This is a genomic window from Virgibacillus sp. SK37 (genome assembly GCF_000725285.1).
Taxonomy (GTDB): Bacteria; Bacillota; Bacilli; order Bacillales; family Amphibacillaceae; genus Virgibacillus_Q.
On sequence record NZ_CP007161.1, the window covers coordinates 657,409 to 674,344 of the forward strand.

12 protein-coding genes are annotated in these 16,936 nt (G+C 39.2%); all 12 read left to right on the plus strand.

The window, feature by feature from the left end; translation table 11 throughout:
* Window positions 1-6 precede the first annotated feature (6 nt).
* The 12 genes from pcrA to rlmD all read left to right on the plus strand — a co-directional run bounded on the left by pcrA (window position 7) and on the right by rlmD (window position 16,850).
* Window positions 7-2,226, plus strand: coding sequence for a DNA helicase PcrA (gene pcrA, locus X953_RS03370; protein ID WP_040954355.1), 2,220 nt, complete (start codon window positions 7-9; stop codon window positions 2,224-2,226).
* Between the two features lie 15 nt (window positions 2,227-2,241).
* On the plus strand, window positions 2,242-4,245 hold the full coding sequence (gene ligA / locus X953_RS03375) for an NAD-dependent DNA ligase LigA (protein ID WP_040954356.1): 2,004 nt from the start codon (window positions 2,242-2,244) through the stop codon (window positions 4,243-4,245).
* Between the two features lie 14 nt (window positions 4,246-4,259).
* Window positions 4,260-5,531: a CamS family sex pheromone protein gene (locus tag X953_RS03380; protein ID WP_040954357.1), complete on the plus strand. Its 1,272-nt coding sequence runs from the start codon at window positions 4,260-4,262 to the stop codon at window positions 5,529-5,531.
* A gap of 129 nt (window positions 5,532-5,660) precedes the next feature.
* Complete coding sequence (gene pruA / locus X953_RS03385; protein WP_040954358.1) at window positions 5,661-7,208, plus strand: L-glutamate gamma-semialdehyde dehydrogenase; 1,548 nt, start codon at window positions 5,661-5,663, stop codon at window positions 7,206-7,208.
* Between the two features lie 210 nt (window positions 7,209-7,418).
* Entirely contained in the window at window positions 7,419-8,696 is a 1,278-nt protein-coding gene (locus X953_RS03390) for a helix-turn-helix domain-containing protein (protein ID WP_369792721.1), read from the plus strand.
* 29 nt (window positions 8,697-8,725) lie between these two features.
* Window positions 8,726-8,869, plus strand: coding sequence for a hypothetical protein (locus X953_RS19710; RefSeq protein ID WP_156958438.1), 144 nt, complete (start codon window positions 8,726-8,728; stop codon window positions 8,867-8,869).
* Between the two features lie 499 nt (window positions 8,870-9,368).
* Window positions 9,369-10,889, plus strand: coding sequence for a sodium/proline symporter PutP (gene putP, locus X953_RS03395; protein ID WP_040954360.1), 1,521 nt, complete (start codon window positions 9,369-9,371; stop codon window positions 10,887-10,889).
* Between the two features lie 181 nt (window positions 10,890-11,070).
* Window positions 11,071-11,361, plus strand: a complete 291-nt coding sequence (gatC, locus tag X953_RS03400; protein WP_040954361.1) for an Asp-tRNA(Asn)/Glu-tRNA(Gln) amidotransferase subunit GatC — start codon at window positions 11,071-11,073, stop codon at window positions 11,359-11,361.
* A 13-nt stretch (window positions 11,362-11,374) separates the two neighbouring features.
* A complete protein-coding gene (gatA, locus tag X953_RS03405) occupies window positions 11,375-12,841 on the plus strand; it encodes an Asp-tRNA(Asn)/Glu-tRNA(Gln) amidotransferase subunit GatA (protein ID WP_040954362.1) in 1,467 nt (488 codons plus the stop codon).
* The gene (gene gatB / locus X953_RS03410) at window positions 12,841-14,271 is read left to right on the plus strand and encodes an Asp-tRNA(Asn)/Glu-tRNA(Gln) amidotransferase subunit GatB (RefSeq protein WP_019376942.1); all 1,431 of its coding nucleotides are present in this window, start codon (window positions 12,841-12,843) and stop codon (window positions 14,269-14,271) included. The genes gatA and gatB overlap by 1 nt, the downstream gene beginning before the upstream one ends.
* 155 nt (window positions 14,272-14,426) lie before the next feature.
* The gene (locus X953_RS03415; protein WP_040954363.1) at window positions 14,427-15,350 is read left to right on the plus strand and encodes a diacylglycerol kinase; all 924 of its coding nucleotides are present in this window, start codon (window positions 14,427-14,429) and stop codon (window positions 15,348-15,350) included.
* Between the two features lie 123 nt (window positions 15,351-15,473).
* Window positions 15,474-16,850, plus strand: coding sequence for a 23S rRNA (uracil(1939)-C(5))-methyltransferase RlmD (gene rlmD / locus X953_RS03420; RefSeq protein WP_040954364.1), 1,377 nt, complete (start codon window positions 15,474-15,476; stop codon window positions 16,848-16,850).
* Window positions 16,851-16,936: the final 86 nt, after the last annotated feature.

The following is a 16,936-nucleotide window of genomic DNA, read 5'->3' on the forward strand; positions in this document are numbered from 1 at the left end:
GTAATAATGAGTCAGACAATGGGTGACTTATTATCTGGATTAAATAAAGAACAGCAGGAAGCGGTAAAACATACAGAAGGGCCACTTCTAATAATGGCAGGAGCGGGAAGTGGTAAAACACGGGTACTAACACATCGAATTGCTTATTTGCTAGGTGAGAAAGATGTAGCAGCACGGAATGTACTCGCAATTACCTTTACAAATAAAGCAGCCAGAGAAATGAAAGAACGAGTGAGAAAGCTGGTAGGTCCGGAAAGTGAATATATGTGGGTTTCGACCTTCCACTCCATGTGTGTTCGTATTCTTAGAAGAGATATTGACCGAATCGGTTACAATCAAAATTTCACCATTTTGGACAGTAGTGATCAGTTGTCTGTTATTAAGCAAGTTCTAAAAAACTTAGATATCGACCCTAAAAAGTTTGATCCTAGAGCAATGCTTGGGCAAATTAGTGCAGCAAAAAATGAATTAATTACACCAGAGGAATTCAGCAACAAAGTAGGGAATTTTTATGATCGACAGGTTTCCAAAGTTTATGAAGGCTATCAAAAAATGCTGACCAAAAATCAATCCCTAGATTTTGATGATTTAATCATGCAAACTATCCATTTATTTAAGCGGGTACCGGAAGTACTGGAATATTATCAACGGAGATTTCAATATATCCATGTAGATGAGTATCAGGATACAAACCATGCCCAGTATTCATTGGTTAAGCAACTAGCTAATCGATATCAAAATTTATGTGTCGTAGGGGATTCGGATCAGTCCATTTACCGTTGGCGTGGAGCAGATATTACGAATATCCTAACCTTCGAAAAGGATTATCCAAGCTCAAAAACTGTATTTTTGGAGCAGAACTACCGGTCCACCAAGTCTATTCTGGAAGCAGCGAACAAAGTTATTGCAAACAATCCAGGACGAAAACCGAAAAATCTATGGACAGAGAACCCGGATGGAAAGAATATACACTACTATCAAGGGGCGACAGAACAAGAAGAAGCTCTTTTTGTAACGAATAAAATCCAAGAACTTACCAGAGATGGATTTTCACCAAGTGATATTGCCATTCTTTATCGGACAAATGCCCAGTCGCGAGCAATTGAGGCCACATTTATGAAGTCCAATATTGTGTATCAAATGGTAGGTGGGCATAAGTTCTATGAGCGAAAAGAAATAAAAGATTTAACTGCATACCTGCGATTAATCACAAATCCGGATGACGATATCAGTTTTGAACGTGTAGTGAATGTGCCAAAGCGAGGAATAGGTAAAACATCTATTGAGAAGCTGAGAGAGCATGCGACATTACATGATATATCTTTTTTTGAAGCTGTAAAAGAAGTGGACTTCACCGGCGTATCCAAAAAAGCAGCAAATGCACTTGCTGAATTTGGCAACCTGATTAAGACACTTTCACAGCAGCAGGAATTTTTAACTGCTACTGATATGGTTGAGGCAGTACTGCAACGGACAGGCTATGAAGAGATGCTAAAGAGTGAGCGGACAATTGAAGCGCAAAGCCGTCTGGAGAACTTGGAAGAATTCATGACTGTTACGAAGGAATTTGAAGCATCAGCAGAGGATAAGACGCTAGTTGCCTTTCTGACTGATCTGGCATTGGTAGCTGATATCGACAAGGTGGACGAGGAAGATCCTACTAATGAAGAGAAGATCACCTTAATGACATTGCATGCCGCTAAAGGCTTGGAGTTCCCGGTTGTGTTCCTGATCGGTATGGAGGAAAATGTATTTCCACATAGTCGCTCCCTTATGGAAGAAGAAGAAATGGAAGAAGAACGCAGACTTGCTTACGTTGGGATCACTAGAGCAGAACAGCAACTTTATCTTACTCATGCTAAAATGCGGACATTATTCGGTAGAACAAATATGAACCCTGTTAGTCGGTTTATAAACGAAATACCCGAGGAACTTATTGATGGAATAGAAGAGGCGAATGCGGCCATGTTTGGTGGTAGTATCTTCGGTCAACCAAAGGATAAGCCTGCCCCAGTGAAGAGAAAGGCTCAGAAAATGCAGCAAACAACCGGAGCAGAAAGTAAAACATGGGGACCTGGTGACAAGGCAAACCATAAAAAGTGGGGTGTCGGTACTGTCGTTAAGGTTCAAGGGGAAGGAGAAGGAATGGAGCTTGATATAGCATTTCCTGCCCCAACAGGGATCAAACGGGTATTGGCAAAGTTCGCTCCAATTACGAAAGAATAAGGAGGCCCTTCGCACATGGAGGAACAACAAGCGCAAAAACAAGTTGAAGCATTACGAGAAATATTAAATCAATATAGCTATGAATATTATGTATTGGATAAACCTTCTGTACCGGATTCGGAATACGACCAGAAGCTTCAGGAGCTTATTAAGCTGGAAGAAGCCCATCCACAGCTAGTTACACCGGACTCCCCAACCCAACGTGTGGGAGGAGACCCTTTGGAAGGCTTCCAAAAGGTAGAGCACCGTATTCCGATGTTGAGCCTTGGCAATGCGTTTAACGAGACCGACCTGCGTGACTTTGCCAGACGAGCAACACAGCATACGGAAGAACCTGTAACCTTTGTCTGTGAATTGAAAATTGACGGACTAGCTGTATCCTTAACATATGAAGAGGGAAAGTTTGTAAGAGGAGCAACTCGCGGAGATGGCTCTATTGGCGAGGACATTACGAGTAATCTGCGAACGATTCGCAGTATCCCTCTTACGATTAAAGAAAAAGAAACGATTGAAGTCCGTGGTGAAGCATTTATGCCACATAAATCTTTTTTAGCTTTAAATAAAGCAAAAGAGGAAAATGAAGAAGAACCATTTGCTAATCCTCGTAATGCGGCTGCAGGGTCTTTAAGACAACTTGACCCTAAAATAGCGGCAAAGCGGAATTTGGATATATTCCTATATGGAGTCGGAGAATGGGCGACAAGTTCTCTCCAAACACATAGTGAGCGGCTGGATAAATTGAAAGAGCTTGGGTTTAAAACAAATCCCGAGTGGCGTCGCTGCGAAAGCGTGGAGGAAGTCCTGGAATATGTAGAATATTGGACAAATGAGCGACCTAATTTAAATTATGAAATTGATGGAATTGTTATTAAAGTAGATAATCTGGAACAGCAGGAGGAACTTGGGTATACAGCGAAGAGTCCAAGATGGGCTATCGCATACAAGTTTCCTGCCGAAGAAGTGATGACAAAGCTTGTTGATATTGAATTAAGTGTTGGACGTACTGGTGTAGTTACACCGACTGCTTTACTGGAACCGGTAAAGGTGGCCGGTACTACTGTTCAACGCGCATCCTTGCATAATGAAGATTTAATTCGAGCGAAGGACATTCGTATTGGGGATATGGCGGTAATTAAAAAGGCTGGCGATATTATCCCGGAAGTAGTGCGTATTGTGGAAGAAAAAAGAACCGGGGATGAAAAAGAATTTCATATGCCAGAAGCTTGCCCGGCTTGTGGTAGTGAGCTAGTTCGATTGGAAGAAGAGGTAGCACTTCGTTGTATTAATCCTAATTGCCCAGCACAGCTGAAGGAAGGGCTGATTCACTTTGTTTCCCGTAATGCCATGAATATTGATGGCCTGGGAGAAAAGGTAATTATACAGCTTTTTCAGGAAAAATTAATCCATACGATGGCAGACCTCTACCGACTAAAGGAAGAGGATTTACTCCAATTGGAGCGTATGGGAGAAAAATCTGTTTCTAACCTATTGAACGCAATTGAGACATCCAAAAGTAATTCGCTGGAAAGATTGTTATTTGGTTTGGGGATTCGATTTATCGGAGCAAAGGCTGCCAAGACACTTGCAGCAGAATTTGGTACAATGGAAAAGCTTAAGAATGCTTCCTTTGAAGATCTCGTTGCTATCGATGAGATTGGTGATAAAATGGCTGATTCCATTGTGCAATATTTTGAAGAACGAAAGGTTATTGACCTATTGAAGGATCTTCGTTCACTTGGTGTGAATATGGAATACAAAGGGCCGAAACAAGCAACTCAAGCAGGAGAAGGTATTTTTGCAGGAAAGACCATTGTACTTACAGGTAAAATGGAGCAATTCACCCGTTCCGAAGCCAAGGAGTTAATTGAAGCACAAGGTGGTACTGTAACAGGCAGTGTCAGCAAAAAAACAGATTTTCTTATTGCTGGGGAAGATGCTGGTTCCAAATATGATAAAGCCGAAAAACTCGGAATCACGATTTGGAATGAACAACAGCTGAAAGAAGCAATGGAGGATTAAGGAGTTTTAATAAAATGAAAAAAATAAGCTTGCTTTTATTAAGCAGCCTTTTATTTATAACTAGCTGTGCACCAAACAATACAGAGGAAGAGGTCGTACAGGAAGATAAACAAGAAGAGCAAACGTCAATCGTTCCAAGCTATCAGCTTTCTGATGAGAATTATAAAATGATTCTTCCATATGAACCAAGTGAAGCACGAGGTGTTATTACAAACCAAGTCGGTAATCGCCTGGATATTGATGAAATGGAAGAAGGGTTGAGAAGACATTCCAAGGAAGTATTCTCACCAAAAGACTATCTGTTTCAGGAAGGACAATTTTTAGAAAAAGGATTGTTATATGACTGGCTTAGCAGGGATTTGACTAAGAAACAGTTTGATAAAGCTTTAGAAGCAGCGATTGATAAAAGAAAAAATGTCGATAAAATGGAAGTCACTGATCAATGGCTCGCAAATAAAAAAGAAGAACTACGGCGTGGTTTAAATCCGCCTATAAAAGACATATCTGGGGATATGGCTGCCAAAGATTTAAATAAAGCAAAAAGGGAATTGGAAGAGAACAACCCCAAGTATGTGACACATGTACTTGAACAAAACTTCCTGAAAAAGAAAGAAGATAAATCAGTTGAAGTTGCTGGAATGTCCATAGGGATTGCTATGAAATCTGTATATACGTATAAAACAGAAGTAGATGGAAAAATATACGGTCCCTATGTCAAGGAGATATCCAAGAAAGAAATGCTGGAAAAAGCAAATGAAGTTGCTCAAACTGTTTTGGAAAGAATCCGAGAAATGAAGGGCGCAAAAGATATCCCGATTATGATTGCTATCTACAGAGAAGAAGATCAAGCTTCTCCAGTGCCAGGTAACTTTGTAGCAAAAACAGTAGTAGACGCTGGGAAAGAAAAGATTGGAGATTGGCAATCTATTGATGAAGAGAATATTCTCTTCCCTTCAGATGCAGGGAAGAAGAAGTATTTCGATGATCACGAAATTGTGACTAGCTTTGGAAATGAGATTGCCAGTTATTTCCCAAATTATGTAGGTGTTATTGGCAAAGGCTTCTATATTAATGAGGAATTACAGAAACTAACGCTTGAAATTCCAATTGAGTTTTATGGAAAAGGGGAAGTAATTGGTTTTACTCAATTTGCTTACGGGCTAGTTAAAGAAATGTTCTCCGATTACTATGATTTAGAAGTAAAAGTTACTTCAAGTGACAAAATGGAAAGTGTCATTTATCGAAAAGCCGGCTCTGATAAGCCTACCGTACATTTTTTCCATTAGGTCAATGGATACATTGAACTTTAAGAATATTTCAGTTAAAATGAAGGATGGGAATGTCCCGTCCTTTTTTTGCTTTCTGATGAAAGCGTAATCATTCGGGATAAAAAGGAATAGGAGAGGGGTTTTTTTATGGTAGTACCGTACAGACATGAACCTTTTACAGACTTTACCCTGGAGGAAAACAGGCAAGAAATGCTAAATGCTTTGAAAAAAGTGGAAGCAGATCTAGGTAAAGAGTATCCACTAATTATTGGTGGAGAGCGGATAACAACAGAAGAAAAAATAGTATCTGTGAATCCTGCAAACAAAGAAGAAGTAATTGGATATGTATCCAAGGCAAATAAAGACTTAGCTGAAAAAGCAATGCAAGTTGCTGACAGTACGTTTGAAACATGGAGAACTTCCGACCCGAAATTTCGTGCAGATATTTTATTCAGAGCTGCAGCCATTATCCGCCGTAGAAAACATGAATTCAGTGCTCATCTTGTAAAAGAAGGCGGAAAGCCGTGGAAGGAAGCGGATGCAGATACAGCCGAAGCTATCGACTTTTTGGAGTATTATGGCCGCCAGATGCTTGCATTAAAGGATGGAGTAAAAGTGGAAAGCCGTCCGATTGAATATAATCAATATCATTACATACCGCTTGGTGTCGGTGTAGTCATATCTCCGTGGAACTTCTTATTTGCGATCATGGCAGGAACAACTGTTGCAGCAATGGTAACAGGTAATACCGTATTGCTGAAACCAGCCAGTGCTACACCAGTTATCGCATATAAATTAATGGAGGTGTTGGAAGAGGCTGGACTGCCGGCAGGAGTTATTAACTATATACCAGGTCCTGGTGGAGAAGTTGGGGATTATCTCGTTGATCATCCGCGCACCCGTTTTGTAAGCTTTACAGGATCTCGTGAAGTAGGAACTCGGATATTCGAGCGTGCTGCGAAAGTACATGAAGGCCAAAAATGGTTGAAACGTACAATCATTGAAATGGGTGGAAAAGATACAATTGTAGTAGATAATGAAGCTGATCTGGAGCTTGCTGCACAGTCTATCGTGCAATCAGCCTTTGGATTTTCCGGTCAAAAATGCTCCGCATGTTCACGAGCTGTTATTCACGAGGATGTTTATGATCAGGTAAAAGCTCGTGTTGCTGAATTAACAAAAGAATTATCAGCAGGTAATCCACATGATAATTCACATTTCATGGGACCAGTAATTGATCAAGGTGCATACGATAAAATTATGGAGTATGTAGAAATCGGGAAAAAAGAAGGAGAATTACTTGTTGGTGGAGACGGCGATGATAGTAAGGGATGGTTCATAAATCCTACAGTTTTCGCAGATTTAGATCCCGAAGCTCGAATTATGCAGGAAGAGATATTTGGTCCAGTTGTTGGATTAACAAAAGCCAAGGATTTCACAGAAGCAATTAAGATTGCTAACAATACGGAATACGGCTTAACAGGCGCTGTTATTACGAATAATCGGGCTCACCAAGAGCAAGCTCGTCGCGACTTTCATGTAGGAAATCTGTACTTTAATCGTGGATGCACAGCAGCAATCGTTGGCTACCAGCCATTCGGCGGATTTAATATGTCTGGAACAGATTCCAAGGCAGGCGGTCCAGATTATTTAATCCACCATATGCAAGGAAAGACAACATCAGAAATGTTCTAAATTTAAAATAAGTCTAAAGTAACAATATAAAAATCAGCCCTTTCTTGTTAATAGATCAAAAGTAGGGGCTGATTTTCCTGTTCGAGGAAAATCGGAAAGTTTTTTGGGTGTTTAAAGCAGGTAAATGCCGTCAATTTTCCCAATATGAATTATCTGAAAGTATGATATACTATTACTATAAGAAAACATATCCTTCCAATTGGAAAGAAGGTGGGTATATTGATAGAGTTAGGGTCCTATATTAAGCTGCAACGTACGAAGCAAGAAATGACTCAAGGAGAATTAGCACACGGAATTGTTTCCTTATCCTATTTATCAAAAATTGAAAATCTCAAAACAGAAGCAAGCCCAGAGATCATTCAAGCATTATGCACCCGCCTCGGTATCCAAATCGATAATTCACTTGAATCTACCATCCAGGAGAAATGCAAAGAATGGTACGGGATGCTATTTGAAGTGAATGATAAAGAAGAGATTATTTCCAAGTATAAAGAAATTCAGAGTTTAATGGATTCAAACTTGACGGAAAGCTTACTGTTATTTGAGATACATAAAATTAGATACTACCTAATTCTGGGTGAATTTGATAAAGCATTAAATAAAATCAATGAGTTAAACGAGATCTCCGGAACCTTCGATAATTTACATCTGTATTATTGGTATAAGTTTAGAGGGAATTATAATTCAGTAACAGCTGATTACAACCCGGCGCTGCATATGTATAGACTTGCTGAAGATAAACTTAATCGTATCGAGTTAGAAGGCCAAGAAATAGCTGATATTGAATATGCTATATCTGTTACACATAGTAAATTAAGAAATACCTTGGAAGCAATTGATTATGCTAAAAAGGCATTAGACACTTTCATGAAACACTACAATTTTGTTAGATGTGCTCAGTGTCACAACATCTTAGGTATTTCTTATAGAAGAATAAAAATGTATGATAAAGCAATAAAAAATTTTAATTTAGCTTTACATTTAGGAAAGTTAAATAATAATAAACAGTTAATACAGCTTACAAACCAAAACCTTGGCCACTTATACTCCACTAAAGGTGAGGCTAAAGAAGCAATTAAGTATTTCCAAGAAGTTATCAATGATGAAGAGGTACATCTTGTAGAACGAGTAGCTGCTGTAGCTTCGCTAGTGAGAGAATACTATAATGTATACAATTTTGAAGAAACAAAAAAAGCAATTAAATACGGTTTTGAATTACTAGACCAGTTTAAGAATATTCAACAATATAAAATTTTCGATTATGTTTTGCACACGTATGATTACCTTCTGAGAGAAGAACATACTAAATTTGAGAACCTTGTCATAAAAGAATTTATTCCCTTTTTAGAGAAAAATAAAGATTTTGCTAATGTAATCATCTATGCAGATTTATTAGCAAAGCATTTCGAAAAGCAATATAAATACAAAGACGCAACAAAATATTATAAAGTGGCTAATTTTGCCTATGAGCAAATTACAAATATTTAGAGTTTATTTTAATAAGGGGGGGAAATGAAATGAAGAAATTTATAGCAGGATTATCATTGGGTGCATTATTAGTAACAGGCTTTGCTTTTGCGCAGCAAAACGATCCAGTAGATTTATCCATGGACAGAGAACCTAGTGTTCTTTCAATCAAACAACCTACAGTATTTTTTTAAGATGATTTAAGAAGTAGTTAACAATATTTGTTTTTACCCTATTATTATATGATATATACTTGCCTGAAATAGCGTGGAACCTATTTCAGGATTTTTTTATTCTCCAGAAAAAAATAAAAAAAATTTTTAGACGCATAAATTTAGAGGATTTACGAGGTACAGAGATTATACGCTACAATTTAATAAGTATGGTTACCCATTACTCTCTTACGACATTATATGATAATTAATTCGGTTATTTCGAACCTCAGCCAAGTTGCTTCCATTATAAAATAAACGAAAATTCGTGTGACCACGCTTACTCCGGTTGAAATATTTTTCTGGATGTGAAACCATAGTCTTTGTGCTATTACGCAGATAAACAGAGAAAAACAGCGAAAGGAGAAGTAAATTGGAATACGCCATCAGAGGAGCAACATGGTTTTGGCTATTTGTACCAATGCCAATCGTACTTTTATTATCTATCATTACACTATTTACGGAGAGGAGAAAATAAAGCGTGGGTCTCACAACCTTGATTACTTTTATTGTTTATTTAATTGGAATGCTTGTCATAGGTGTCATCATGTACCGCATGACAAATGATTTATCAGATTACGTGCTTGGAGGACGAAACCTGGGGCCAGGGGTAGCGGCACTGAGCGCAGGAGCATCGGATATGAGTGGATGGCTATTACTTGGATTGCCAGGCGCTATTTATGCTTCGGGAATGTCGGAGGCCTGGATGGCAATAGGACTTGCTACAGGTGCATATTTAAATTGGCAGTTCGTTGCCAAGCGATTACGCATTTATACAGAAGTATCAAATAACGCAATTACCATTCCAGATTTTCTGGAGAACCGCTTTAAAGACAAATCGCATATTCTACGTGTTATTTCTGCTTTAGTAATTTTACTGTTCTTCACTTTTTATACTTCATCAGGAATGGTTGCCGGAGCAAAACTTTTTGAAGCTTCGTTTGGATTATCCTATCAATCTGCTCTTTGGATTGGAACCATCGTGGTAGTTTCATATACTTTGCTGGGAGGATTTCTGGCGGTAGCCTGGACCGATTTTATTCAAGGAATCTTAATGTTTTTAGCATTGATTGCTGTCCCGATTGTAGCCTTAAATGAAATGGGAGGATGGTCAGCAGCAGTACAGGCTGTTGGTGAAATAGAACCAAGTCATTTGAATATGGTCAAGGGAGTAGGAATCATGGCGATTATTTCATCCCTCGCATGGGGACTGGGCTATTTTGGTCAGCCACATATTATTGTGCGTTTTATGGCATTAAGATCGGCTAAAGATGTGCCAAAAGCAAAATTCATTGGTACTGCTTGGATGATTTTAGGGCTATACGGGGCTATCTTTACAGGCTTTATCGGGCTTGCCTTTATTAGTACCCAGGAAGTGCCTATTCTTGGAAAGTTTGGAATTGATGTAGTAAACGAGGGTGGCCTGCAAATGTTGGCAGATCCGGAGAAAATCTTTATCGCTTTTTCGCAAATTCTATTTCATCCGGTGATTGCAGGTATATTGCTTGCAGCTATATTATCAGCCATTATGAGTACCATTGACTCTCAATTACTAGTATCCTCATCTGCAGTTGCGGAAGATTTCTATAAGGCTATTTTCCGCAAAAAAGCTTCCGGAAAAGAATTAGTATGGGTTGGCCGTATTGCTACATTGGGGATTGCTTTAATTGCGGCGATTATTGCAATGAATCCGGAAAGCTCTGTACTGGAATTGGTCAGCTACGCATGGGCAGGCTTTGGTGCAGCGTTTGGACCGATTATTCTCTTGTCCTTATTTTGGAGAGGCATTACTCGAAATGGAGCGCTTGCAGGAATCATTGTAGGTGCTGGAACGGTTATTATATGGGGGGAATTCCTATCAGGTGGAATTTTTGATTTATATGAAATAGTTCCAGGATTTCTGTTGAACTTACTTGTTACTATTATCTTCAGTATGTTTAGTAAGCCAGCACCGGAAATAGAAGCAGAGTTTACCGAAACGTTGACGAAATTAAAAGAATAAATGTAATAATGGTCTACTTCTTTAAGAAGTGGGCCATTTTTATAGTGAAGAGTGACCTTTTATCTCTGTCTTATTTGCTTAATAGCAGTCAATTCTGCTATCATCTATAGTGTTATAATAGTATAATTAGACAATAATAACTAAAATAAACCAAAGATAGATAAAGACTGGAGGGTAATAAATGGCTGATATCACCAAAGAACAGGTTAAACATGTTGCGAATTTGGCAAGACTTGCAATTACAGAAGAAGAAGCAGAAATGTTTCAGGGACAGTTGAATTCCATTATTTCCTTTGCGGAGCAATTAAATGAATTGGATACAGAAGGTGTAGAACCAACTACACACGTATTAGATTTAAAGAACGTATTACGCAAGGACGAGCCGAAGGAATGGATTACACAAGAGGAAGCACTGAAAAATGCTCCTGATAAAAAAGATGGACATTATCGCGTGCCATCCATTTTGGAATAGGGAGGGAAAATAGATGTCATTATTTGATTACACGATAAAAGAACTGGAAGAGAAAATACATAATAAAGAAGTTACGGTCGAGGATCTCGTAGACACTTCTTATAAACGTATTAAAGAAGTGGATGGACAGGTTCATGCTTTCTTAACATTAAATGAAGAAAGTGCAAGAGAAGAAGCAAAGAAATTAGATGCTGCAGCTGATCAAACTGCAAGTCTTTTCGGTATGCCAGCAGGGATTAAGGATAATATTGTAACGAAAGCGTTGCGCACAACCTGTGCCAGCCAATTCTTGGATAACTTTGATGACCCGTTATATAATGCAACGGTTGTTGATAAGCTGGCAAGCCAACAAGCAGTAACAATTGGAAAATTAAACATGGATGAATTTGCTATGGGTTCATCTAATGAAAATTCAAGCTATACACCAACACGTAACCCATGGAATACCGATTATGTTCCAGGGGGCTCCAGTGGTGGCTCTGCAGCTTCTGTAGCGGCAGGAGAAGTGTTATTCTCCCTAGGGTCTGATACAGGTGGATCGATTCGTCAGCCTGCAGCATTCTGTGGTGTGGTTGGATTGAAGCCGACATATGGCCGTGTATCTCGTTTTGGTCTTGTAGCATTTGCATCCTCCTTGGATCAAATTGGACCGATCACCCGTAATGTGGAAGATAATGCTCGCGTGCTAGAAGTAATCGCTGGAATCGACCCGATGGATTCTACTAGTGCCAATGTAGATGTACCAAAGTATACAGAAGCACTAACAGGAGATGTCAAAGGATTAAAGATCGCAGTACCAAAGGAATATCTTGCTGAAGGTGTTGCGCCTGAGGTGAAGGAATCTGTACTTCAAGCATTGAAAGTATATGAATCGCTTGGTGCAACATGGGAAGAGGTTTCCTTACCACATTCTAAATATGCGGTAGCAACCTACTATCTGCTTTCATCATCTGAGGCATCAGCAAACCTTGCTCGTTTTGATGGAGTAAGATACGGTGTGCGCAGTGAAAATGCAGATAATATGATCGATATGTTCAAAAAATCCCGTAGTGAAGGCTTTGGTGAAGAAGTGAAGCGTCGTATTATGCTTGGAACCTTTGCATTAAGCTCGGGCTACTATGATGCTTACTATAAAAAAGCACAAAAAGTTCGTACATTAATCAAAAATGACTTTGATAAGATTTTCGAAGACTATGATGTAGTTATCGGACCAACAACCCCAACTCCAGCATTTAAAGTTGGAGAGAAAATAGATGATCCACTAACCATGTATGCAAATGACATCCTTACTATTCCGGTTAACCTTGCAGGCGTACCAGGAATTTCTTTACCATGTGGTTTCTCTGAAAAAGGCTTACCATTCGGATTGCAAATTATCGGAAAGCATTTTGATGAGAGTACGGTTTATCGTGCAGCACATGCCTATGAACAGGCAACAGACCACCATAAAAAACGACCTCAACTAGGAGGTGCCAACTAATGAATTTCGAAACAATTATCGGATTAGAAGTGCACGTGGAATTAAAAACAAACTCGAAAATTTTCAGTCCTAGTGTGAACGCATTTGGAACGGACGCGAACACGAATGTAAACCCAATCGATTTAGGGTATCCTGGGACGTTACCAGTGTTAAATGAAGAAGCAGTTAACTTTGCAATGAAGGCTGCTATGGCGCTAAATTGTGAAATTGCGACAGATACAAAGTTTGATCGTAAGAACTATTTTTACCCGGACAATCCAAAGGCATATCAAATTTCACAGTTTGATAAACCAATCGGTGAAAACGGTTGGATTGAGATCGAAGTAAATGGTGAAAAGAAGCGTATCGGAATCACTCGTCTTCACTTAGAGGAAGATGCAGGAAAGCTGACTCATGGTAATGATGGCTATTCGCTAGTAGACTTTAACCGTCAAGGGACGCCACTCATTGAAATTGTTTCCGAGCCGGATATGCGTTCACCGGAAGAGGCTTATGCTTATCTGGAGAAATTAAAAAATATTATCCAATATACAGGCGTTTCCGATGTGAAGATGGAAGAAGGTTCCCTTCGCTGTGATGCCAATATTTCTTTACGCCCAGTTGGACAGGAAGAGTTTGGTACAAAAGCAGAATTGAAGAACTTGAACAGCTTTAGCTTTGTACAAAAAGGACTTGAATTTGAAGAAAAACGCCAAGAGAAAGTTCTTTTAACTGGTGGGGAGATTTTACAGGAAACCCGCCGTTATGATGAAAAAACAAAAGAAACTATTCTCATGCGTATTAAGGAAGGGTCAGACGATTATCGTTACTTCCCTGAACCGGATCTGGTTCCATTATATATTGATGATGCTTGGAAGGAACGTATTCGTAAAGAAATCCCAGAGCTTCCTGATGCTCGCAAAAAGCGCTATATTGAAGAGTTGGGGCTACCTGCATATGACGCAGCTGTTCTAACAAGCTCGAAGGAAATGGCTGACTTTTTTGAAGCTGCGTTACAAGATGGTGCTGATATGAAGCAGGTATCCAACTGGTTAATGGGCGAGGTATCCGCTTATATGAACAAGCATTATAAAGAACTGCATGATCTTGCTATAACTCCACCAGCTCTTGCAAAAATGATTAAGCTAATAGAAGATGGTACTATATCATCTAAAATTGCCAAAAAGGTATTTGCAGAGTTAGTAGAAAATGGCGGAGATCCAGAGCAGATCGTGAAGGACAAAGGTCTTGTACAGATTTCCGATGAAGGTCAGCTAAGAGAAATTATTGCTCAAGTTCTTGCTGAAAATGAACAATCCATAATTGATTATAAAAATGGAAAAGATAAAGCACAAAAGTACTTAGTAGGACAAGTAATGAAAGCAACCAAAGGACAGGCAAACCCTCCAATGGTGAATAAGATTCTTGTGGAAGAGCTTGATAAGAAGTAAGAGAAATGTGGCGGTCTGTTGTTCTGTTTTAGGCAACAGACTGTTCTTTTAGTCCTTACCCCTTTTCAAATTCAATGAAAAGGGCTATGATAAGCAATGGACAAACAAACATATCATTTGCCCTTGCAAAATTGAAGGAATGGGGAGGGAAAACAATGAAGAAGGCCCGAATCATTTATAACCCGACATCTGGACGGGAAGCTTTTAAAAAAGAACTGGCGACCGTTTTAGAGCGTTTTGAAGTCGCAGGATATGAAACATCTGCACACGCAACTACTTGTGAAGGTGATGCCATCCATGCAGCAAGAATAGCTGTAGAGAGAGGCTTTGATTTAGTTGTTGCAGCTGGTGGAGATGGTACGATTAATGAAGTCATAAATGGCTTGGCAGAGCAGGAGAATAGGCCAAAATTGGGTATTATACCAGTCGGCACAACAAACGACTTTGCCAGAGCATTAAGTATCCCTCGTGACATAAAAAAAGCGGTTGATGTAATTTTAGAAGATCAATCCATGTTTTTAGATATAGGAAGAGTAAACGATCACTATTTTATGAATATCGCAGGTGGCGGTAAGCTGACAGAATTGACCTATGAGGTACCAAGTAAGCTTAAGACAATGCTTGGACAGTTGGCTTATTATATGAAGGGAATGGAGATGCTTCCTTCGTTAAAGCCGATCCGCGCCAAAATAGAGTATGATGATAACATCATCGATGAGGATATTATGCTGTTCTTAGTTTCCAACACGAATTCAGTTGGAGGATTTGAGAAGCTTGCTCCAGAAGCAAATATGCATGATGGCTATTTTGACTTGTTAATTTTACGTAAAACAAATCTTGCGGAATTTATTCGCATTGCTTCTTTGGCATTGCGAGGAGCACATTTAGACGATAAAAATGTAATTTATGCAAAAGCTAAGAAAATAAAAGTAACTACTGATGAAAAAATGCAGTTGAATATTGACGGAGAATTCGGTGGCCTGCTCCCAGGTGAGTTTATTAATTTGCAGGAGCATATCGAATTTTTCGTACCAAAAGCGTTTATGGAGAAAGAAATGAACAGGGAACTTCCGTCATAGGGAGTTCTTTTTTTTAGTTTCAAGCTCAAACCCTCATTCCCTTTTAAAAATGTATGAAAATGATTTTACCTAACAAAATATGATAAGATAGCATCACATACTAGCACGCAAAGGAAGATATAAATGGGAAAACAAGCAGCACCGGTTAAAAAGAATGAAACAGTGACAATAAGCTTTGAAGATCTTACACATGAAGGAAATGGTGTAGGCAAAATTGACGGTTATCCATTATTTGTACCTCATGGTCTTCCTGGTGAGGAAGCAGAAGTAAAGGTAGTAAAAGTTAATAAAAACTTTGGGTTCGGAAAGCTATTAAAAGTGATAAAGTCAAGTCCACAGCGTGTTGAGCCACCTTGTGATGTGTATTACAAATGTGGTGGCTGCCAATTACAGCATATGAGCTATGCCATGCAGCTGGAAATGAAGCAAAATCAAGTGAAAAATGTTATGCGGAAGATCGCCCATATGGAACACGTACCAGTGCATTCGACTATAGGGATGGAGGACCCGTGGCGTTATCGTAATAAAATTTCCATTCCTGTGGGTGAACGAAATGGAGAACTTATTACAGGCTTTTACCAAAAACGAAGTCATCATATTATTGAAGATATGGACACATGTGTGATTCAGGATGAAGTGAATGATCGGATGGTAGAAGCTGTTCGTCGTATTGCAGATCGCCTTGGAATTCAAGCATATGACGAGAAGAAAGACCGTGGAGTGTTAAGGCATATTATGGTACGTACAGGGAGAGCAACCAATGATACGATGATAGTACTCGTTACCAGAACGGACAAGCTACCATACCAGGAGCAGTTAGTTAAGGAATTAACGGAAACCTTTCCACACGTGAAATCTATCGTGCATAACATTAATAATAAGCAAACAAACGTAATTTTAGGTCGAAAAACGAAATTGGTCTGGGGAGAAGAATATATTTACGACACGATCGGAGACATTCGCTTTGCCATCTCTGCAAAGTCATTTTATCAGGTGAATCCTCCACAGACGAAGAAACTCTATGACAAAGCCCTGGAATATGCTGAAATTGAACCTAATGACATTGTAATTGATGCATATTGTGGTATTGGAACGATTTCTTTGTTCCTGGCACAGAAAGCCAAAAAGGTATTTGGTGTGGAAGTTGTTCCAGAAGCCATTAGTGATGCTAAAATGAACGCAAGAATAAATGGGATTACCAATGCAGAATTCGTAGTAGGAGAAGCAGAAAAGGTGATGCCATGGTGGAAGGCACAAGGATTGCAGCCAGACGTAATTGTGGTAGATCCCCCAAGAAAGGGCTGTGAAGTGGATTTTCTACAGGCGATGATCGACATGAAGCCAAAGAAAATTGTTTACGTATCATGCAACCCATCTACCTTGGCAAGAGATCTTAAAATCCTTGATGAAGGCGGGTATGAAACGAAAGAAGTGCAGCCTGTCGATATGTTTCCGCAGACAAATCATGTCGAGTGTGTTGTGAGGTTGGAGTTGAAGTAAAGTATCAAGTAGAAAGCCTTATTCTTTTTAGAATGAGGCTTTTTTGGTAAATTAATAAAAACCTCTTAAAAGTGTACATCCCACAA

Coding starts and splice junctions, on each gene's coding strand:
- pcrA (WP_040954355.1), top strand. CDS start 7: ATGAGTCAGACAATGGGTGACTTATTATCTGGATTAAATAAAGAACAG.
- ligA (WP_040954356.1), top strand. CDS start 2,242: ATGGAGGAACAACAAGCGCAAAAACAAGTTGAAGCATTACGAGAAATA.
- X953_RS03380 (WP_040954357.1), top strand. CDS start 4,260: ATGAAAAAAATAAGCTTGCTTTTATTAAGCAGCCTTTTATTTATAACT.
- pruA (WP_040954358.1), top strand. CDS start 5,661: ATGGTAGTACCGTACAGACATGAACCTTTTACAGACTTTACCCTGGAG.
- X953_RS19710 (WP_156958438.1), top strand. CDS start 8,726: ATGAAGAAATTTATAGCAGGATTATCATTGGGTGCATTATTAGTAACA.
- gatC (WP_040954361.1), top strand. CDS start 11,071: ATGGCTGATATCACCAAAGAACAGGTTAAACATGTTGCGAATTTGGCA.
- gatA (WP_040954362.1), top strand. CDS start 11,375: ATGTCATTATTTGATTACACGATAAAAGAACTGGAAGAGAAAATACAT.
- gatB (WP_019376942.1), top strand. CDS start 12,841: ATGAATTTCGAAACAATTATCGGATTAGAAGTGCACGTGGAATTAAAA.
- X953_RS03415 (WP_040954363.1), top strand. CDS start 14,427: ATGAAGAAGGCCCGAATCATTTATAACCCGACATCTGGACGGGAAGCT.
- rlmD (WP_040954364.1), top strand. CDS start 15,474: ATGGGAAAACAAGCAGCACCGGTTAAAAAGAATGAAACAGTGACAATA.